The following is a 19,137-nucleotide window of genomic DNA, read 5'->3' on the forward strand; positions in this document are numbered from 1 at the left end:
CTCAGCCGGTGGCGTCGTCGGCGTCGACCAGCTCCCGGGCGCGCTTGACGTCGTCGGCCATCCGCTCCAGGAGCGCGTCGATCGTGTCGAACTTCTCCATGCCGCGCAGGTAGGCGAGGAAGTCGACGGCGACGTGCAGCCCGTACAGGTCCAGCCCGACGCGGTCGATGGCGTACGCCTCGACGGTGCGGGCGGTCCCGTCGAAGGTGGGGTTGGTGCCGACGGAGATCGCGGCGGGCATGGCCTCGCCCTCCACGTGCAGCCAGCCGGCGTAGACCCCGTCGGCGGGGATCGCGGTGTGCGGCAGCGTCTCGACGTTCGCCGTCGGGTAGCCGAGGTCCCGGCCTCGCTGGGCGCCGCGGACGACCACGCCCTCGACCCGGTGCGGCCGGCCGAGGATCTCTCGCGCGCCCGCCACGTCGCCCTCGGCGACCAGGCGGCGGGTCATGCTGGAGGAGAACGGCAGGCCGCCGCCCGCCTCGCCCGTCAGGTAGAGGTCGACGACGTCCACCTCGTAGTCGTACTTGAGCCCCATCGCGGACAGGAACTCCACGTCACCGGCGGCCTTGTGCCCGAAGCGGAAGTTCGGTCCCTCGACGACCGCCCGCGCGTGGAGCGCGTCCACGAGCACGGTGCGGATGAAGTCGCCCGGCGAGAGCTGCGAGAACTCGGTCGTGAACGGAAGGATCAGCAGGGCGTCCACGCCCAGCTCAGCCATCAGCTCGGCGCGGCGATGGTGGGCCGCCAGCAGCGGCGGGTGGCTGCCGGGGCGGACGACCTCGCTGGGGTGCGGGTCGAAGGTGACGACCACGGACGCGGCGCCCAGCTCGCGGGCGCGCTCGACAGCCCTGCCGATGATCAGCTGGTGCCCACGGTGGACGCCGTCGTACGAGCCGATGGTGACGACGCTGCGTCCCCAGTCCTCGGGGACGTCCTCCAAGCCTCGCCAGCGCTGCACAGTGACCGCTCCTCGACCGCCGATGGTTCTTCGATGTGCAGGTCCAAGCCTGCCATGCCGCGGACCCCACCGGCGCGGCGCCCCCGGTGACGGGGCCGTTCCGGATCCCGCCCCGCCCCTTCCGGCGGCGTTCCGCCCGCGGCAGCCCGCCCGGGACGCCGGGACCCCGGAGCCGGACGGTCACAGGACCGCCGCTTCCGCGGGGGCCAGCTGGTCGCACATGCGCCGGGCGCTGGGGCCGATGACCGCGTCCCACGCCCCGGGGCCCGCGACGCCGAGGCCGTCCGCGGCCAGCCACCCGCGCACCTGCCGGCCGAATCCGGGCGACCCGCTCACCAGCTGCACCAGCCGCCGGTCGAAGAGGGCCGCGCCCTCGGGCGTACGGCAGAGCAGGAGGCCGACGCGGTGCACCAGGTCGCGGGTCGCCGGGGCCGGCCGCCGGGCGCACCCGTCGGCGGCCGCGGTGAGGAGGGCGTCCAGCACGGCCGGGTCGCGCTCCTGGTCCAGCAGGACCTCCAGCAGCTCCCGGCGCAGCGGGCGCGAGGCAGGGCCGCCCGGAGCGGCCAGCACGGGCGCCAGCACTCTGCGCACCTGCGGCGGATGCTCCCGCAGCAGGCCGGTGACGAGGGGCAGGAGCACCGCGCGGGCGGCCGGGCCGTGCTCCAGGCGGCGGTCGAGGTAGGCCGCCGCGTGCCGGGCGTCCTCCGGGCGGTGACCGAGGTGGTCCCACACCAGGGCGGCGGCGCGGCGGGACAGCGCCGGGGTGGACACCTCGGCCAGCTCGCGCAGGACCTCGGCGACGCCGGGGCCGGGTTCGCGCAGGCGGGAGTGGAAGGCGGCGAGCACCTGCTCCGGATGCGTGGGCAGGGCCGCGGCGAGCGCCGATGCGGGCAGCAGCGGATCTCCCGCCACGAAGCCGTCCAGGGCGGCGCGCAGATGGAGCGAGCGGGTCGCCGGATCCCGCACCAGGAGGCCCAGGGCGGCTCCGTGCAGGGCGCGGTCGGCCGGTCTGGCCAGGATCGCGAGGGCCGCGTAGCGCAGCAGCTCGCGGTCGGCGGCGAGCACGGCGTGCGGGGCGGCCAGCAGGCCGTAGGTGGCCGCGGCGGTGTGCCGTTCCGGCCGGTCGTCGTGGGCCCAGCGGTCGACGGCGCGGCACACCGCGGACGGTTCGTCCTCGGCGAGGGCCGCCAGCAGTTCCCGGGCCCGGGCGTGGTCGGTGGCGGCCAGCGCCTCGGCGAGGTCGTCCACCGCCTGCCGCCGGTGGGTGTGGAGCAGGGCCTGCGCCGCGGTGGCGACCGTCGGCCGGGGGCCGCGGGGCCCGGACTGCAGCAGCCGTTCGTCGGTGAACCAGTCGCACAGCGCGGGCAGCGACGGCCGCGGCGCCCCGGTCAGCACCTCCCCGGCCGCCGTCAGGAACCGCTCCCGCGTGCCGTCCGCGGCGCGCGGCGGCCCGTCGGCGGGCAGCAGCAGCCGCAGCAGCGCCAGGCGCTCCTCCGGCGGGAGCCGCAGCCGCCGCCAGAACCACGGCCCGAACTCCCCCAGACCCGCGCCCTCGTGGAAGCCCCCGGCCTCGATCGAGCGGGCGGTGACGCGCTCCGCCAGCAGCCGCAGCACGTCACGGTACGGCGTCGCGTCCGGCACCCCGAGCAGGGTCTCGCCCAGCAGGTGCGCCGCCCACCACAGCGCGTCGGCACGCCGGGCCGCCGCCCGCCCCGCGTCGTCGCCCCCGCCGCGCGGCCGGGGCACCCCGTCCAGCAGGTCGGGCGCGGCGGCGTCGCGGTCGAGCACGAGGACCAGTTGCCGCAGCCGGCGCGCGAGGGTCTCCGGCCCCGAGCGGCGGGCCGTGAGCAGCAGAGCCTGCACGACGGGGCCGATGCGGTGCCGCGGCACGGGAAGACAGCGGGGCACGGAGGGCGGGGCGAGCGGCGGTGCGGGCGGCACCGGCGGCACGGCGCGGTGCCGCGGCCGCGCAGCGGCCCGGGCGGGCAGCCGTACGGGGGCGTCGGCACAACCGTCCCGGTCACCGGTCGACCAGCGGTGGACGAGGGCGTACAGCGCCCCGTCCAGGTCGAGTTGGCAGCCCTGCAGCCACTCGCCGAACTCCTCGTGCGCGAAGCGGTACCCGGCGCCGGCCGGCACCACGAGCGCCTCCGTGAGCACCGCGGCCGCCCAGCCGGCGCGCCACGGGAACAGCTCCTCGAAGGACGCCCGGTCCAGTTCCCCCTGCCCGGTGCCCAGGCAGCGCCGAGCCGCCTCGTGCGCCTGCCCGGCGACCCGCGCGGCGAGCCGCCGTACCTCCGTCGGCCGCGCGGGGGCCGTGGCGGCCGCGATGCGGCCCGCGATCCGCAGGCACAGCAGGTCCAGATGGGCCGCGAAGACCTCCGTACGGCCCGGCCGTCCCATGAGACCGCCGCCTGCGTCCCGGACCTCGGCCAGCAGCCGCAGCGCCAGCGGGTGCGCCGCGTCCTGCTCGGCGAGGGCACCGGCGGGCAGCCCGTGGCGCTCCCGGACCAGCCGCGCGGGCTCCTCCGGCAGGGCTCCGAGGCGCAGGCACGCGGGCAGCGCCCGTGCACCCGGCGGGGTGCCGGCGTCGTGGAGCACACCGGGCGGGAAGAGCGCGCCGGCCTGCTCCCAGTACTCGGGGCGGCACGCCACGATCAGCCGCGCCCCGGCGGAGCGCAGCCAGCGCGCCGTCTCCGCGCTCCACCCGGGCAGCGCGTGGGCGAGCAGCGGCGGCATCTCCTCGGGAGCGTCCAGCACGACGAGCAGCGGTCGCCCCACGGCGCGCGCCAGGCGGGCGACGGCATCGGGCGACGCGTCGGCCGGTGCGCGCTCCGGCGCCGTCCCGGCGTGCACGATGCGCCCCGCCGCGGCCAGCGCCCGCTCCACGGCCTCCCTCAACCCCGGCTCGTCCGCACGGAGTTCGGCCCCACGCAGCCACACCGTGGGCGCCGGGTCCGGGCCCGCGGCACGCCGCGCGGCCAGCGCCTCCAGCTCGGTCGTACGGCCACTGCCGGGGGCACCCACCAGCCCGAGGACGGTGGCGCACCCCTCGCCCGTGAAGCGCGCCAGCTCCGCCTCCGTGTCGGGGCGCACGACGGCCTCGCGCCAGGCCCGCGGCCCGGCCGCGGAAGCGACGGAGGTCCCGGTCAGCTGCAGCGCCCCGGCGATGTTCAGGTGCGGCCCGTACGCGGGCACGGTCGCCGCGTTGCGCGCCAGCGCCTCCCCGAGCGCCCCGCCCTGCGCGGGCGCCCGCAACGGCACCGCGAATCCGCCCGCGCGCCGCCCCGCGTGCAGCGCGGTCACGACGACACCGTGCACGGCACCGGTCTCCGCGTCGATCACCGGCTCCCCCGAGGCGACCGCGCGCAGCGGCTCGTCGTCCCCGCGCGCGCCGGCGAGTTCGTACGCCGCGTCGAGCAGGTGGAAGCGGTCCGTCGCGGTGTACGTCACCGGCGCCGTCCCCGCGATCGCGGCCTCCACCCAGCCCGTGCCGCGCAGCCGCACCGCCCTCCCGGGCCCCGTGCTCCGCTCGAACCCGGCCACGGGCAGCGGCGGTACGTCCAGCCCCTCCGTCGCCACGAGCGCGAGCCCCAGCTCCGGCAGCGGCGTGATCGCGTGCGCCTCGACGAGGGTCGTCTGTTCCCCGTGTGCGTGCAGCACGAGCCGCACGAGTCCGTCCACGGCCTCATGGCTCGTCACGAGCGTCCCGCGCCCGTCCCGCGCCTCTACGAGGAACCCCGTCCCCCGCGGCCGTCCGGCCAGGTCACGGACGCGCACCAGCGCCCTGTCAACATCGGCGGGCAGCACCGCCATCTGCGCACCTCCCCGCCACAGTGCCCGTTTCGACCGTAGACGTCCGTTGATCGACAGAACAGATCCCACGTCGAAAGCGCCCCCAAGCGCTCCCTCTCTTCACTCCGAGCGCCTGCCCGTTGGAGTGAATCGATCTTGCGGGGTGGATAGGGACGGGAGGAGGGGGATCGTGCAGCGCGGGCCGCCAGGGGGGAGGGCCCGCGCTTCACGGTTGCCCCCGAAGTCGTCCGGGGCACCCCGTGTCGCCGCGTGCACGCGGTGCGTTCGCACCCGGGGTGCGCCACTCGCGGCCCGGTTGTTGTGTGCGGGTCGTCTGCGCCTGTGGGCGGCTGCGCCGGGCTGCCCGGTTGTTGTGTGCGGGTTGTTTGCGCCTGCGGCGGGCTGTCCCCCGCCGCAGGCGCAAACAACCCGCACACAACAACGCGCCGCAACCACAACCCACCCGCACCGCCCCTCAGCCGAGGTTGGCGAGAATCCTCGCCTGCCCCTCCCGCCCTTCCACCAGCGCCAAGAACTCCCCCTCCGGCCCGAACACCGCCGTGGGCACCGCCCCCAGCGACGGCGGCGCGTCCAGCCGCACCCCGTTGCCCAGCAGTCGCGCCTGGCGGTCGTCCACGTCCCACCGGGGGAACGCCGCCGCCGCGGCCTCCGCGATGGGCAGCACCGCGAACGCCTCCGTGAGCTGCTCCAGCGTGCGGGCGATATCGGCCCCGTAGGGCCCGACACGGGTGCGCCGCAGCGCGGTGAGGTGGCCGCCGACGCCGAGGCCGGCGCCCAGGTCGCGGGCGAGGGCCCGGATGTACGTGCCGGAGGAGCACTCGACGGTGACGTCGACGTCGACCACGTCACCGCCGTCGTGCCGCACGTGCCGGACGTCCCGTACCGCGAACGCCGAGACCGTCACCGGCCGCGCCGGAAGCTCGAAGTCCTCGCCGCCGCGCACGCGGGCGTACGACCGGACCCCGTTGACCTTGATCGCGCTCACCTTCGACGGCACCTGCATGATGTCCCCGGTCAGCGGCACGATGCCCGCGTCGATGGCCTCGCGGGTGACTGCGCCCGCGGGGACCGAGGCCGTGACCTCGCCCTCCGCGTCGTCGGTGATCGTGCTCTGGCCGAGCCGGATGGTCGCCTCGTACTCCTTGCGCGTGAGCGCGAGGTGCCCGAGCAGCCGGGTGGCCTTCTCGACGCCGATGACGAGGACGCCGGTGGCCATGGGGTCGAGCGTGCCGGCGTGCCCCACGCGCCGTGTCCCGGCCAGCCTGCGCAGCCGGGCCACGACGTCGTGCGAGGTCATCCCGCCCGGCTTGTCGACGATGACAAGCCCGTCCTTCATCGGGCGCCGTCCTCCGCCTCGTCGTCGGCGTCGTCCTCGTCCTCCGCCGGCTTGCGGTAGGGGTCGGCTTCGCCGGCGTAGGAGGCGTCCGTGGCGGTCTTGCGGACCTCCTCGTCGGCCTCGCGGGCCTTCGCGAGCAGGTCCTCGATCGTGCGCGCGTTCTCCGGGACCGCGTCGGCGACGAACGTCAGGGTGGGCGTGAAGCGCACGCCGGTCTGCCGTCCGACCTCCGAGCGGAGGACGCCCTTGGCGCTCTCCAGCGCCGCCGCCGAGGCGGCCCGCTCCTCGTCGTCGCCGAAGACCGTGTAGAAGACGGTCGCCTCCCGCAGGTCACCGGTGACCCGGGTGTCCGTGATCGTCACATAGCCCAGCCGCGGGTCCTTGATCCGCCTCTGGAGCGTCTCCGCGACCACGACCCGGATGCGGTCCGCCAGCTTGCGCGCCCGCGCGGTGTCGGTCATGCGTGCTCTTCTCTCTTCTCATCACGCTTCGGTACGTGAGTGTCAGTCGTCGTCCCCGTGCACCCGCTGTCGCGCCGACAGCAGGTCCACCTCGGGACGCGAGGCCATCCAGCGCTCGCAGCGTCCGAGGACGTCCTTGATGTGCCCGGGGTCCCCGGACACGACCGCCACGCCGATCTCGGCTCTGCGGTAGAGGTCGTGGTGGTCGACCTCGGCGACGCTCACCGCGAACTTGCGGTGGAGCTCGGCCACGATCGGCCGGATGACGGACCGCTTCTCCTTCAGCGAGCGGACGTCGCCGAGAAGCAGGTCGAAGGACAGCGTCCCTACATACATGGGCATCAGGTCAAGCCGACCTGTGGGGCCTCGTCGTGAACGGTGCGAACACCGTGAACAGCAATCACCACAGTAAAGGCAACGGCCGGGGCCGATCGACGGAATTTACGCTCCGCCAACCGGCCCCGGTCAGGTGTACCCCGATCAGACGCGAGGCTTCTCGCGCATCTCGTAGGTCGCGATGACATCGTCGATCTTGATGTCGTTGTAGTTGCCGAGGTTGATACCGCCCTCGAAACCTTCACGAATCTCGGTGACGTCGTCCTTGAAGCGCCGCAGACCCTCGATGTTGAGGTTCTCCGCGACGACCTTGCCGTCGCGCAGCAGGCGCGCCTTGGTGTTGCGCTTGACCTCGCCGGAGCGGATGAGCACACCGGCGATGTTGCCGAGCTTGGAGGAGCGGAAGACCTCGCGGATCTCGGCGGTGCCGAGCTCCACCTCCTCGTACTCGGGCTTGAGCATGCCCTTGAGCGCGGCCTCGATCTCGTCGATGACCTGGTAGATCACCGAGTAGTAGCGGACGTCGACGCCCTCACGCTCGGCCAGCGACGTGGCGCGGCCCTCGGCCCGCACGTTGAAGCCGATGATGATCGCGTCGGAGCCCGCCGCCAGGGTGACGTCGGTCTCGGTGACCGCACCGACACCCCGGTGGAGGATGCGCAGGTCCACGTCCTCGCCGACGTCGAGCTGGAGCAGCGAGGACTCCAGGGCCTCGACCGAACCGGACGCGTCGCCCTTGATGATGAGGTTGAGCTGCTGGACCTCGCCGGCCTTGAGCACCTTGTCCAGGTCCTCCAGGCTGACCCGGCGGCGGGACTTGGCGAAGGCCGCGTTCCGCTCGCGGGCGGCACGCTTCTCGGCGATCTGCCGGGCCGTACGGTCCTCGTCGACCACCAGGAAGTTGTCGCCGGCACCCGGCACGTTCGTCAGACCGAGCACCAGGACCGGGGTCGAGGGGCCCGCCTCGTCGACGGTGTTGCCGGTGTCGTCGAGCATCGCCCGGACACGGCCGTACGCGTCGCCGACCACCATGGTGTCGCCGACCCGCAGGGTGCCGCGCTGGACCAGGACGGTCGCCACGGCGCCGCGGCCGCGGTCGAGGTGGGCCTCGATCGCGATGCCCTGGGCGTCCTGCTCCGGGTTGGCGCGCAGGTCGAGCGCGGCGTCCGCGGTCAGGACCACGGCCTCCAGGAGGCTGTCGATGTTCAGGCCCTGCTTGGCGGAGATGTCGACGAACATCGTCTCGCCGCCGTACTCCTCGGCCACCAGGCCGAACTCGGTCAGCTGACCGCGCACCTTCGTCGGGTCGGCGCCCTCGACGTCGATCTTGTTGACCGCGACCACGATCGGCACGTCGGCCGCCTTGGCGTGGTTCAGCGCCTCGATCGTCTGGGGCATGACGCCGTCGTTCGCCGCCACCACGAGGATCGCGATGTCGGTGGACTTGGCACCACGGGCACGCATGGCGGTGAACGCCTCGTGACCGGGGGTGTCGATGAAGGTGATGGCCCGGTGCTCGCCGTTGACCTCGGTGGCCACCTGGTAGGCACCGATGTGCTGGGTGATGCCGCCGGCCTCGCCCGCGACCACGTTGGTCTTGCGGATCGCGTCGAGGAGGCGGGTCTTGCCGTGGTCGACGTGACCCATGACGGTCACGACCGGCGGACGCGCGACGAGCGCTTCCTCGCCGCCCTCGTTCTCGCCGAACTCGATGTCGAAGGACTCGAGCAGCTCGCGGTCCTCCTCCTCCGGGCTGACGATCTGGAGGGTGTAGTTCATCTCGTCGGCGAGCAGCTGCAGCGTGTCGTCGGAGACGGACTGGGTCGCGGTGACCATCTCGCCGAGGTTGAGCATCACCTGGACGAGCGACGCCGGGTTGGCGCCGATCTTCTCGGCGAAGTCGGTCAGCGAGGCACCACGGGAGAGGCGCACGGTGTCGCCGTTGCCGCGGGGCAGCAGCACGCCGCCCACGGACGGGGCCTGCATGGCCTCGTACTCCTGGCGCTTCGCGCGCTTCGACTTGCGGCCACGGGCCGGACGGCCACCGGGGCCACGGCCGAAGGCACCCTGTGTTCCACCGCGGCCACCCGGACCACCGGGACGACCGCCGAAGCCGCCGCCACCGGGACGACCGGCGAAGCCACCGCCGCCACCGCCGCCGGCGCCGCCACCGGGACGCGGGCCGCCGAAGCCGCCGCCGCCACCGGGACGGCCTGCACCGCCACCGCCGCCGGGACGACCGGCGAAGCCACCGCCGCCGGGACGGCCCGCGCCGCCGCCGGGACGCGCGCCGGGGCCGCCGCCGGGACGACCGGGACCGCCCGGACGACCCGGGGCACCGCCGGCAGCGGGACGCTGCGGCATCATGCCGGGGTTCGGACGGGGGCCGCCGCCCTGCGGACGGGGCATGCCGCCCGGGGTCGGACGCGGACCGCCGGGAGCGCCGCCGCCGGGGCGGGGAGCGCCGCCGGGACGCGGACCGGCCGCGCCCGGAGCGCCACCGGGGCGCGGACCGGACTGACCGGGACCGCCGGCGGGACGCGGCGCCTGCGGGCGCGGCATGCCGGTGGAACCGGAGGTGAAGGGGTTGTTGCCCGGACGGGGACCGGCCGGACGGGCCGCGCGGTCACCACCCGGACGGGGCGCACGCTCGCCGCCGGGGCGCGGGGCACCGGGGCCACCCTGGCCACGGCCGCCGTCGCGCTGGCCGGGACCGGCCGGACGGGCGCCGGGACGCGGGCCCGGGGCGCCGGGACGGCCGGCGGCGGGACGCTCCTGGGCGGGACGCTCGGCCTGGGCCGGACGCTCCTGAGCCGGACGCTCCGGGGCCGGGGCGGGGGCCGGCGGGGCGGAGAACTCCGCCTGCGGCACCGGGGTGACCGGCGCGGGCTTGGCCGGGGCCGGCTTGGGACCCGGGGTCGGGCGCGGGCCCGGCGTGGGCGCGCCACCGGCGGGCTTGGCAATGGGGGCAGGTCCCGCGGCCGGCTTCGGGGCCGGGGCAGCGGGACGGGCCGACGCACCCGGAGTGGGGGTGGACGGCTTTGCGGGCGCAGCCTTGCGCGGCGCCGCGGGCCTGGCAGCCGAGGGCTTCGAGGCGGAACCGCCGCCGGAACCCTGCAGTGCGTCAGTCAGCTTGCGAACAACCGGCGCCTCGATCGTCGAGGACGCCGAACGGACGAATTCACCAAGTTCTTGGAGCTTGGCCATGACGACCTTGCTCTCAACTCCGAACTCCTTGGCGAGTTCGTATACCCGGACCTTAGCCACTTCGCTCCTTCATGAGGTCCGGGGTGGTCGTCCGCCGGACCGTCGCTACTTCATGGGCGTACTCATCGCGTGCTCATCGAGTGCTCATCGCAATCTCGACCTACTTCCAACTCGCGGGGTACTGACCGCACGGTCGCCCGTACGGTCTTCCTGCCTACTCACGGTGTGCCTGCTCGACGTAACCGCGAAGATCCGCGGTGTCCAGCGTTTCCCTGGCCCGGAAGGCCCGTGGGAACGCCCGGCGGCGGACCGCCAGGTCGAGACAGACGGTGTCGGGGTGCACATAGGCACCCCGACCGGGCAGCGTACCGCGAAGATCGGGGACATATGACTCCCCGACCACCGCCACACGCAGCAGATCGCGCTTGGCCGCTCGCTCCCTGCACCCGATGCACGTGCGCTCCGGGCGTGCTGGGCCATGCGTCCGGCCAGACATCCTTAGTCTACCTCCCCGCGCCGACCTCACCCCTCCGGGTTATTCGACGCACGGTTGTTCCTCGGTCACCCGCGGGTGCTACTGCTCCACCTGCTCGGTGTCGGGCCGGATGTCGATCCGCCAGCCCGTGAGCCGTGCGGCCAGGCGGGCGTTCTGCCCTTCCTTGCCGATCGCCAGCGACAGCTGGTAGTCCGGCACGGTCACCCGCGCGGAGCGGGCGCCCATGTCGACGATCTCCACCTTGCTCACCCGAGCGGGTGACAGGGCGTTGGCGACCATCTCCGCCGGGTCGTCCGACCAGTCGACGATGTCGATCTTCTCGCCGTTCAGCTCGGCCATCACGGCGCGCACCCGGGCGCCCATCGGGCCGATGCAGGCGCCCTTGGCGTTCAGGCCCGAGCGGCCGGAACGGACGGCGATCTTCGTGCGGTGGCCGGCCTCGCGGGCGATGGCGGAGATCTCGACGGAACCGTCCGCGATCTCCGGGACCTCCAGCGCGAAGAGCTTCTTCACCAGGTTGGGGTGGGTGCGCGAGAGCGTCACCGACGGACCGCGCACACCCTTGGCCACCCGGACGACGTACGAGCGCAGGCGCGTGCCGTGCTTGTAGTCCTCGCCCGGCACCTGCTCCTGCACCGGCAGGATCGCCTCGAGCCTGCCGATGTCCACCAGCACGTTCTTGGGGTCCTTGCCCTGCTGGACCACACCGGTGACGATGTCGCCCTCGCGGCCGGCGTACTCGCCGAAGGTGATCTCCTCCTCCGCGTCCCGCAGCCGCTGCAGGATGACCTGCTTGGCCGTGGTCGCGGCGATCCGCCCGAAGCCGCTGGGCGTGTCGTCGAACTCCCGGGCCTCGGAGCCCTCGGGGGTCTCCGACGGGTCCTCCTTGGCCCACACGGTGACATGACCGTTCGTACGGTCAAGCTGCACACGCGCGTTGCGGCGGCTGCCCGGCTCGCGGTGGTACGCGATGAGGAGCGCCGACTCGATCGCCTCGACCAGCAGGTCGAAGGAGATCTCCTTCTCCCGGACCAGACCCCGCAGGGCACTCATGTCGATGTCCACGGCTACGCCTCCTCAGTGCTCTCGTCGCCGTCAGTATCGGCACCGGCCGGGTCCTTGCGACTGAATTCGATCTCCACCCGTGCCTTGGCGATCTCGCCGAAGGCGACACGGGCGGGCTTGGGCTTGCGTCCCTTGACACCCGGGACCTCCAGGTCGAGCCCTTCCTCGTCGACCGCGAGGATCCGCGCGACCAACTGCTCGCCGCCGGACGTCGTCAGCTTGACCAGCCGGCCCTTGTTGCGCCGGAAGTGGCGCGGCTCGGTGAGCGGGCGGTCCAGACCCGGCGAGGAGACCTCCAGCAGGTACGCCGCCCCGCCCATGGCGTCGGCGTCGTCGAGCACCTGCGAGATCTCCCGGCTCAGCTCGGCGATCGTGTCCAGCGGGACACCCTCGTCGGAGTCCACGATCACCTGGAGCTGCCGGCGGCTGCCCGCGGCCGTCACCTTGACCTCTTCCAGTTCGAGCCCCGTCTTCACGACGAGCGGCTCGAGCAGCGCGCGCAGCCTCTCGCTCTGGGTGGTGCTCATCCGGGTGACTCCTCGGCCGCGTGTGCTGTTGTGATGGAAGGTCGCGTGTCGGGCCAAAGCCTATCGGTTCAGGTCCCGTATCGACGATTCGGCGCCGCGGAGGGCGCCGTCACGGCCGTCGGGCGCCGCGCGGGTACCCTCACGTCAGGTGATCACGGGAAGGGGCACTGTGCCGCTCAGCAACATTCCCCGCCGGCGCGCGGTCCGCGCCGTCCTCGTCCTGCCGGCCGCGGCCGGACTGCTCGGCGGATGCTCCGACGGGACACGGCCGCAGGGGACCTCCGCGAAGGGCTCGCCGTCCGCCGACGCGAGCGTGGCGCTGCGCAGGCGGGCCGCCCGGGACAGCGCGGCACTGCTCGCGCGGTACGACGCCACACTCGCGGCGCACCCGGACCTGGGTGCGCGGCTGCGGCCGCTGCGGGCCGAAGTGGCCGGTCACGCCGAGGCGTTCGCCTCGAACGGGCGGGCGGCGTCGCCGTCCGCCGCGCCTTCGCCGTCGCTCTCCCCGTCGCCGTCGGCCCCGCCCTCCGTCCCGGCGCGGGCCGGGGACGCGCTGTCCGCGCTGGCGGCGGCCGAGCGCGCGCTCTGCGACGCCCGGGCCGCCGCGCTCCTGGACGCGCCGCCCGAACTCGCCCGCCTGCTCGCCTCGGTGGCCGCCTGCGGCGCCGGGCACGTCCTGCTGCTCAAGGAGCACTGACCCGACCCATGGCACAGCAAGCGCTGCTCAAGGCCGTCCAGGCCGCACTCTCCGCCGAGCACGCGGCGGTGTACGGCTACGGCATCGTCGGCGCCCGCGTCGGCGGCGAACTGGGCGGGCAGGCCCAGCAGGCGTACGACGCGCACCGCGCCCGCCGCGACACGCTGCGCCGCACCGTCGGCGACCTCGGCGGCGAACCCGTCGCCGCAGAGCCCGCGTACGCCCTGCCGTTCGAGGTGCCGGACGGTCCGGCGGCGGTGCGGCTCGCCGCGGAACTGGAGGACCGGGTCGCCGGGGTCTACGCGGACCTCGTGCGTGCCGCCGACGCCGATCTGCGCCGCGAGGCGGCCGACGCGCTGCGCGAGGCGGCGGTCCGTGCCGTGCGCTGGCGCGGGGGGAGCGTAGCCTTCCCGGGGCTGGCCGAACGCGCGCGGACAGCCGCGGAGAAGGTTTAGCACCAGGAGGGACGTACCCACGCATGGTCTCGGCACCACAGCCCCAGCACCTGGAACCGCCCGAGCGGCTGGTCCGCACGGTCAGCGCCTGGGAGGGCGAGGCGGGCCGCGCCTGGCTCGCCGGCCTCCCCCGGCGCGTCGCGGACCTCCTCGCGCGCTGGGAACTGCGGCCCGAGCGGGTGCTCTCCCCCGGCGGCCAGATCAGCATGGTCGTCCTCGTACGGCAGGCCGACGACACCCCCGCGACCCTCAAGGTCGGCCTCGTCACGGACGAGACCCGGCACGAGCACGCCGCGCTCGCCCACTGGGACGGCCGCGGCGCGGTCCGCCTGCTGCGGGCCGAACCCGCCGCGGGGGCGCTCCTGTTGGAGCGCCTGCACAGCGACGTGTCGCTGCGCTCGCTGCCCGAGCAGAAGGCGATGCTGGAGGCGTGCGCCACCTTGCGGCGGCTCTGGGTCCCCCCGGGTGAGGGGCACCCGTTCACGCCGGTCGCCGAGCACACGGCACGCCTGGCGGCGGCACTGCGGGAGCGGCGCGGGCAGCCGTACGTCCCGGAGGAGGCCCGCGCCCTGGTCGACGAGGCCCTCGCGGTCCGCGACGAACTCTGCGCGGCCGCCCCGGGCGAGGCCGTACTGCTGCACGGCGACTACCACCACGGCAACGTGCTCGCCGCGGACCGGGTGCCGTGGCTGGCCATCGACCCCAAGCCGGTCGCGGGCGAGCCCGCGTACGACCTGGCGTGGCTCGTCCGCGACCGCCTCGAGACGCTGGTCGCCACGCCCGGGTCCCAGTCCGCGGCCCGGCGCAGGGTCGCCAAGCTCTCCGACTCCCTCGACGTCGACCGGGACCGGGTCCGCGGGTGGGCGCTGTTCCGTGCGGTCGAGGCGGGCGTGTGGGCGTTGGCGGTCGGAGACCGCGAATCGGGGGAGCTGCACCTGGAGTTCGCGAGCTGGCTGTAGTTCCGACCGGGGTGTCGTCGTGCGGCCCGGTCGTCGTGTGCGGCACCGTCGTGGCTCCGGGCGGCTGCGCCGGGCCGCCCGGTTGTCGTGTGCCGGTGCGTTGCCCCTGCGGTTGGGTTCCCCAGCGGCCGGTTGCCGTGTGCGGGGTTGTTTGCGCCTGCGGGCGGCTGCGCCGGGCTGCCCGGTAGTCGTGTGCGGGTCGCTCGCGCCTGCGGTCCGGGTGCCCCGGGCTGCCCGGGCGTCATGTGCGGGTACGTTGCCCCTGCGGTTGGGTTCCCCGGCGGCCGGTAGTCGTGTGCGGGTCGCTCGCCCCTGCGGGCGGGTTCCCCGGGCTGCCCGGGCGTCATGTGCGGGTACGTTGCCCCTGCGGTTGGGTTCCCCCGGCGGCCGGTAGTCGTGTGCGGGTCGCTCGCGCCTGCGGGCGGGTTCCCCCGGCGGCCGGTTGCCGTGTGCGGGGTTGTTTGCGCCTGCGGTCCGTGCCCCGGGCTGCCCGGTTGTCGTGTGCGGTTTGTTTGCGCCTGCGGCGGGCTGTCCCCCGCCCTCCCACCCTCCCCCAGCCTTCGGCCGGGGGGACCCCCACCTCCCCCGCCCCCTCCGTATCGTCAGGCGGCTGACGGCCGGAGGGGGGTCAAAAGGCGGTCCGTGCTCGCCGCACACGTCCATCTGAACCCCCCACCGGCCGTCAGGCCCTCCGCGAGCCAGAGGGGCTTTCTAGGAACTCGGGCCGATGCCAGTGCCGGCTCGGCCGCTCACCGGAGGGCAGAGGTATGCCACTCCCCGGCCACCGGTGCGCGCACCTTCGCTCGGTCTCCGTGCTGGGGGGCCTCCTGCTGGGGGCAGTTTCCTGCGGTGTGGGGAGAGGTGGGCCGCTATCACCCCCACCGGCCGTTGGTCGCCGAACGATACGGAGGGGCGGGGGAGTTGGGGGCACCCCCGGCCGAAGGCTGGGGGAGGGCGGGAGGGCGGGGGACAGCCCGCCGCAGGCGCGAACAACACGCACACGACAACCGGCCGCAACCACAACCCACCCGCACCCGCTACGCGGAAAGGCGGGAAACCGCGTCCCCCACCGAAAGCTCCTCCCGCTCCCCGGACCGGCGGTCCTTGACCTCGACGACCCCGTCCGCCGCCCCCCGCCCCACGACAAGAATCGTCGGCACCCCGAGCAGCTCCGCGTCGGTGAACTTCACGCCCGGCGAGACGCCCGCACGGTCGTCGACGATGACCCGGACCCCGGCGGCGTGCAGCTTCTCCGCGACCTCGAGGGCCAGCTCCGTCTGCAGCGCCTTGCCGGCCGCCACCACGTGGACGTCGGCCGGGGCGACCTCGCGCGGCCAGCACAGGCCCTGCCCGTCGGCGGTCTGCTCGGCGAGCGCGGCGACGGCGCGGGAGACGCCGATGCCGTAGGAGCCCATGGTGACCCGGGCCGGCTTGCCGTTCTGGCCGAGGACGTCGAGCCCGAAGGCATCGGCGTACTTGCGGCCCAGCTGGAAGATGTGGCCGATCTCGATGGCCCGGTCCAGCTTCAGGCCGGCGCCACAGCGCGGGCAGGGGTCGCCGGGCTCGACGGTGACGACGTCGAGGTACTCGTCGACCTCGAAGTCGCGGCCGCAGACGACGTTGCGGGCGTGCGTGTCGGGCTTGTTGGCGCCGGTGACCCAGGCCGTGCCGGGGGCGACGCGCGGGTCGGCGAGGTAGCGGACGCCGGTGAGGCCCTGCGGTCCGACGTAGCCGCGGACGAGGTCGGGGCGGCCGGTGAAGTCCTCGGCGGTGACGAGTTCGACCTCGGCGGGCGCGAGGTGCTCGGCAAGCTTGCCGAGGTCGACCTCGCGGTCGCCGGGGACGCCGACGGCGACGATCTCGCCGTCGACCTTGACGAGCAGGTTCTTCAGCGTGGCCGAGGCCGGCACGCCGAGGTGGGCCGCGAGGGTCTCGATGGTGGGGGTGTCGGGGGTGTCGACCTCCTCCAGCGGCGGGTGGTCGGCGCCCTCGACCGGGGGCACCACGGTGGTGACGGCCTCGGTGTTGGCCGCGTAGTCGCACGCGGGGCAGTCCACGAAGGTGTCCTCGCCGGCCGCGGCGGGGGCGAGGAACTCCTCGGAGGCCGAGCCGCCCATCGCGCCGGAGACGGCGGAGACGATGCGGTAGTCGAAGCCGAGCCGCGAGAAGATCTTGATGTAGGCCTCGCGGTGCAGCCGGTAGGCCTCGGCGAGGCCCTCGTCGGTGGTGTCGAAGGAGTACGAGTCCTTCATCTGGAACTCGCGGCCGCGCAGCACTCCGGACCGGGGCCGGGCCTCGTCGCGGTACTTGGTCTGGATCTGGTAGAGGATCACCGGCAGGTCCTTGTAGGACGTGCACTGGTCCTTCACCACCTGGGTGAAGATCTCCTCGTGCGTGGGCCCGAGCACATAGTCCGCGCCCTTGCGGTCGCGGAGCTGGAAGAGCAGGTCGCCGTACTCGCCGGCGCGCCCGGTGACCTCGTAGTTCTCCCTCGGGAGCAGCGCGGGCAGCAGGACCTCCTGGCCGCCGATGGCGTCCATCTCCTCGCGGACGACGCGGGCGACGTTCTCCAGCACGCGCTTGCCGAGCGGCAGCCAGGTCCACACCCCCGCCGATGAGCGGCGGACGTATCCGGCCCGGACCAGCAGCTTGTGGCTCGCGGTCTCGGCATCGGCCGGGTCGTCGCGCAGCGTCTTGAGCATCAGCCGGGACATGCGCAGGACCATGGGGGCTCTCCAGGGGGTTTCGTACCGTTCCGCCGAGGATATCGAGCCGTGGGGCGCTGCCGGAAACGCGTTTACCGCACGAGCGGGAGAGGGGCGCCCATGACCGCGTAGGGGCTGGCCGCGCTGGGGAAGTGCACGGGGCGGGCCAGGTCGGTGTAGCCGAGGGCGCGGTAGAGCCGCCGGGCCCGGCTCTCGGTGTCGATGGCGGACAGGATGCTGCGGGGCTCGTCCGCGCCGTCGGTGATGGTGGTGATGAGGGCGCGGCCGATGCCGCGGCCCTGGAAGTCGGGGTGGACGTGCAGCTCGGTGATGGTGAAGGAGTCGTCGAGCCACTCGTCGGTTCCGGTGCGCCGCAGATAGGGCTCGACGACCGTGGACCACCAGTGGGTGCGGCTGTTGGGCATGCCGTACACGAAGCCGGTGAGCCGTCCGTCGGGGGTGAGGGCGCCGAGCGCGCGGACGCCGGGGAAGCAGAGGTGCCGCAGCACGATCTGCCGCCGGATGGCGACCTCCTCCGCGCCCAGTCCGAACGCGACCGCCTGGACGGCCAGTGCCTCGTCCACCCGTGCCGCCAGGTCGATCGGCTCGATCGCCACGTCCTCCATGGGCGGCGACATTACTAGAACAGGACACTCATGAAGGCGCCGACCTCGGTGAAGCCGACCCGGCGGTAGGCCGCCCGCGCCGGTGCGTTGAAGTCGTTGACGTAGAGGCTGGCCACGGGGGCCACGTCGCGCAGCGCGTAGTGCAGGACCGCGGCCATGCCGGTCTCGGACAGCCGGCGGCCGCGGTACTCGGGGGCGACCCAGACGCCCTGGATCTGGCAGGCGTGGCGGGTGACGGCGCCGATCTCCGCCTTGAAGACGACCTTGCCGTCCTCGATACGGGCGAACGAGCGGCCCGCGCCGACGAGTTCGGCGACGCGCGCCTGGTAGATCAGCCCGCCGTCGCCGGCGAGCGGGGAGACGCCGACCTCCTCGGTGAACATGGCGACGCAGGCCGGCATGATCACGTCCATCTCGTCGCGCCGGACCCGCCGTACGCGGGGGTCGGGTTCGACCGCGGCGGGCAGCGCGCGGGTGACCATCAGCGGCTGGTGGGCGCGGACCTCGCGGGCCGGGCCCCAGCTCGGTTCGAGCAGCGACCACAGTGCGGAGGTGGCGGCGGAGGGGCCGACGATGGAGGAGCAGCGGCGTCCGGCGCGCAGTGCCCGCTCGGCGAAGGCGCGGACGGCCTCGGGACCGGCGCAGATCGGGACGAGGTTGGCTCCGGCGTAGCAGAGTGCCTCGAGGCGGCCTCCGGAGTACCAGCCCCACATCTCGCCGCCGAGGCGCCAGGGGTCGAGTCCGGCGACGGCGACCCGGGACGCCACGAACGCGTTGGCCACCGGGTCGCGGTCGAGCACCGCGAGGGCGGCTTCGAGTTCGCCGGGCTCCATGACCTTGGTCGTCGTGGTCGTCAACACGTGGGGCGCCTCACCGTACGGGCCGCAGCGGTCGGGGGAAGTCCCCGAACCTTACCTCGCGAACGCGTGTTCCGCCCGGGCCCGCCCGTATCCCGGACCGCGGGGGTCCGGGACACGGGGAGGGCGTGCGGGTCAGCTCACGGAGACGGAGGGCTCGCCGGAGGTGACGCCGTCGGCCTCCATCTGCTCGGCGAGCTTCATGGCCTCCTCGATNAGGGTCTCCACGATCTTCGACTCCGGCACGGTCTTGATGACCTCGCCCTTGACGAAGATCTGCCCCTTGCCGTTGCCCGAGGCCACCCCCAGGTCCGCCTCGCGCGCCTCACCGGGACCGTTGACGACACAGCCCATCACCGCGACCCGCAGCGGAACCTCCATGCCCTCCAGGCCCGCCGTCACCTGGTCCGCCAGCTTGTACACATCCACCTGCGCCCGCCCGCACGACGGGCANGACACGATCTCCAGCCGGCGCTGCCGCAGGTTCAGCGACTCCAGGATCTGGATGCCGACCTTGACCTCCTCGGCCGGAGGCGCCGACAGCGACACCCGGATCGTGTCACCGATCCCCTCGCTCAGCAGCGCACCGAACGCCACCGCCGACTTGATCGTCCCCTGGAACGCCGGACCCGCCTC

Annotated in this window: 16 protein-coding genes; 3 read left to right on the forward strand and 13 right to left on the reverse strand. The window is 74.2% G+C overall.

All coding sequences use genetic code 11. The features are described from left to right. Position 1: 1 nt before the first annotated feature. From B085_RS0131695 to rimP, 9 genes are all read right to left on the reverse strand, one after another. The gene (locus B085_RS0131695; protein WP_037732878.1) at positions 2-958 is read right to left on the reverse strand and encodes a bifunctional riboflavin kinase/FAD synthetase; all 957 of its coding nucleotides are present in this window, start codon (positions 956-958) and stop codon (positions 2-4) included. Between the two features lie 180 nt (positions 959-1,138). Further along, positions 1,139-4,774 carry a hypothetical protein gene (locus B085_RS0131700; protein ID WP_018562636.1) on the reverse strand — a complete coding sequence of 1,212 codons (3,636 nt, stop codon included), beginning with the start codon at positions 4,772-4,774 and terminating at the stop codon, positions 1,139-1,141. Between the two features lie 454 nt (positions 4,775-5,228). Then, entirely contained in the window at positions 5,229-6,110 is an 882-nt protein-coding gene (gene truB, locus B085_RS0131705; RefSeq protein ID WP_018562637.1) for a tRNA pseudouridine(55) synthase TruB, read from the reverse strand. Next, on the reverse strand, positions 6,107-6,571 hold the full coding sequence (gene rbfA / locus B085_RS0131710; protein ID WP_018562638.1) for a 30S ribosome-binding factor RbfA: 465 nt from the start codon (positions 6,569-6,571) through the stop codon (positions 6,107-6,109). The genes truB and rbfA overlap by 4 nt, the downstream gene beginning before the upstream one ends. Positions 6,572-6,613: 42 nt before the next feature. Beyond that, complete coding sequence (locus B085_RS0131715; protein WP_018562639.1) at positions 6,614-6,907, reverse strand: DUF503 domain-containing protein; 294 nt, start codon at positions 6,905-6,907, stop codon at positions 6,614-6,616. A gap of 144 nt (positions 6,908-7,051) precedes the next feature. Next, positions 7,052-10,174, reverse strand: coding sequence for a translation initiation factor IF-2 (infB, locus tag B085_RS47615; RefSeq protein WP_078620162.1), 3,123 nt, complete (start codon positions 10,172-10,174; stop codon positions 7,052-7,054). 154 nt (positions 10,175-10,328) lie between these two features. Beyond that, positions 10,329-10,610, reverse strand: a complete 282-nt coding sequence (locus B085_RS47620) for a YlxR family protein (protein WP_078620163.1) — start codon at positions 10,608-10,610, stop codon at positions 10,329-10,331. Between the two features lie 78 nt (positions 10,611-10,688). Next, a complete protein-coding gene (nusA, locus tag B085_RS0131725; RefSeq protein ID WP_018562641.1) occupies positions 10,689-11,675 on the reverse strand; it encodes a transcription termination factor NusA in 987 nt (328 codons plus the stop codon). Between the two features lie 2 nt (positions 11,676-11,677). Then, positions 11,678-12,202 carry a ribosome maturation factor RimP gene (gene rimP, locus B085_RS0131730; protein ID WP_018562642.1) on the reverse strand — a complete coding sequence of 175 codons (525 nt, stop codon included), beginning with the start codon at positions 12,200-12,202 and terminating at the stop codon, positions 11,678-11,680. Positions 12,203-12,350: 148 nt separating this feature from the next. Here rimP and B085_RS0131735 point away from each other — a divergent pair, with 148 nt between their 5' ends. The 3 genes from B085_RS0131735 to B085_RS0131745 are packed head-to-tail and all read left to right on the forward strand — an operon-like array spanning position 12,351 to position 14,313. Then, positions 12,351-12,899, forward strand: a complete 549-nt coding sequence (locus B085_RS0131735; protein WP_234018709.1) for a hypothetical protein — start codon at positions 12,351-12,353, stop codon at positions 12,897-12,899. Positions 12,900-12,907: 8 nt separating this feature from the next. Next, complete coding sequence (locus B085_RS0131740; protein WP_018562644.1) at positions 12,908-13,354, forward strand: ferritin-like domain-containing protein; 447 nt, start codon at positions 12,908-12,910, stop codon at positions 13,352-13,354. A gap of 23 nt (positions 13,355-13,377) precedes the next feature. Next, a complete protein-coding gene (locus tag B085_RS0131745; RefSeq protein WP_018562645.1) occupies positions 13,378-14,313 on the forward strand; it encodes an aminoglycoside phosphotransferase family protein in 936 nt (311 codons plus the stop codon). Between the two features lie 1,037 nt (positions 14,314-15,350). Here the strand turns inward: B085_RS0131745 and B085_RS0131750 are convergent. The 4 genes from B085_RS0131750 to B085_RS0131765 form a co-directional block, all read right to left on the reverse strand. Continuing rightward, positions 15,351-17,039 carry a proline--tRNA ligase gene (locus tag B085_RS0131750; protein WP_018562646.1) on the reverse strand — a complete coding sequence of 563 codons (1,689 nt, stop codon included), beginning with the start codon at positions 17,037-17,039 and terminating at the stop codon, positions 15,351-15,353. 71 nt (positions 17,040-17,110) lie between these two features. Further along, the gene (locus B085_RS0131755; RefSeq protein ID WP_018562647.1) at positions 17,111-17,644 is read right to left on the reverse strand and encodes a GNAT family N-acetyltransferase; all 534 of its coding nucleotides are present in this window, start codon (positions 17,642-17,644) and stop codon (positions 17,111-17,113) included. Positions 17,645-17,658: 14 nt separating this feature from the next. Further along, positions 17,659-18,504 carry a GNAT family N-acetyltransferase gene (locus B085_RS0131760; protein ID WP_018562648.1) on the reverse strand — a complete coding sequence of 282 codons (846 nt, stop codon included), beginning with the start codon at positions 18,502-18,504 and terminating at the stop codon, positions 17,659-17,661. A gap of 132 nt (positions 18,505-18,636) precedes the next feature. Continuing rightward, a partial coding sequence (locus tag B085_RS0131765) for a flavodoxin-dependent (E)-4-hydroxy-3-methylbut-2-enyl-diphosphate synthase (protein ID WP_018562649.1) occupies positions 18,637-19,137 on the reverse strand: 501 nt, incomplete at its 5' end.

It is taken from the genome of Streptomyces sp. BoleA5, assembly GCF_000373665.1.
In the GTDB taxonomy this organism is placed as follows: Bacteria; Actinomycetota; Actinomycetes; order Streptomycetales; family Streptomycetaceae; genus Actinacidiphila.

Bases quoted from the DNA above. Each gene is read 5' to 3' on its own strand.
- B085_RS0131700 (WP_018562636.1), bottom strand. From the start codon at position 4,774: ATGGCGGTGCTGCCCGCCGATGTTGACAGGGCGCTGGTGCGCGTCCGT.
- truB (WP_018562637.1), bottom strand. From the start codon at position 6,110: ATGAAGGACGGGCTTGTCATCGTCGACAAGCCGGGCGGGATGACCTCG.
- rbfA (WP_018562638.1), bottom strand. From the start codon at position 6,571: ATGACCGACACCGCGCGGGCGCGCAAGCTGGCGGACCGCATCCGGGTC.
- B085_RS0131715 (WP_018562639.1), bottom strand. From the start codon at position 6,907: ATGTATGTAGGGACGCTGTCCTTCGACCTGCTTCTCGGCGACGTCCGC.
- B085_RS47620 (WP_078620163.1), bottom strand. From the start codon at position 10,610: ATGTCTGGCCGGACGCATGGCCCAGCACGCCCGGAGCGCACGTGCATC.
- rimP (WP_018562642.1), bottom strand. From the start codon at position 12,202: ATGAGCACCACCCAGAGCGAGAGGCTGCGCGCGCTGCTCGAGCCGCTC.
- B085_RS0131740 (WP_018562644.1), top strand. From the start codon at position 12,908: ATGGCACAGCAAGCGCTGCTCAAGGCCGTCCAGGCCGCACTCTCCGCC.
- B085_RS0131745 (WP_018562645.1), top strand. From the start codon at position 13,378: ATGGTCTCGGCACCACAGCCCCAGCACCTGGAACCGCCCGAGCGGCTG.
- B085_RS0131750 (WP_018562646.1), bottom strand. From the start codon at position 17,039: ATGGTCCTGCGCATGTCCCGGCTGATGCTCAAGACGCTGCGCGACGAC.
- B085_RS0131755 (WP_018562647.1), bottom strand. From the start codon at position 17,644: ATGGAGGACGTGGCGATCGAGCCGATCGACCTGGCGGCACGGGTGGAC.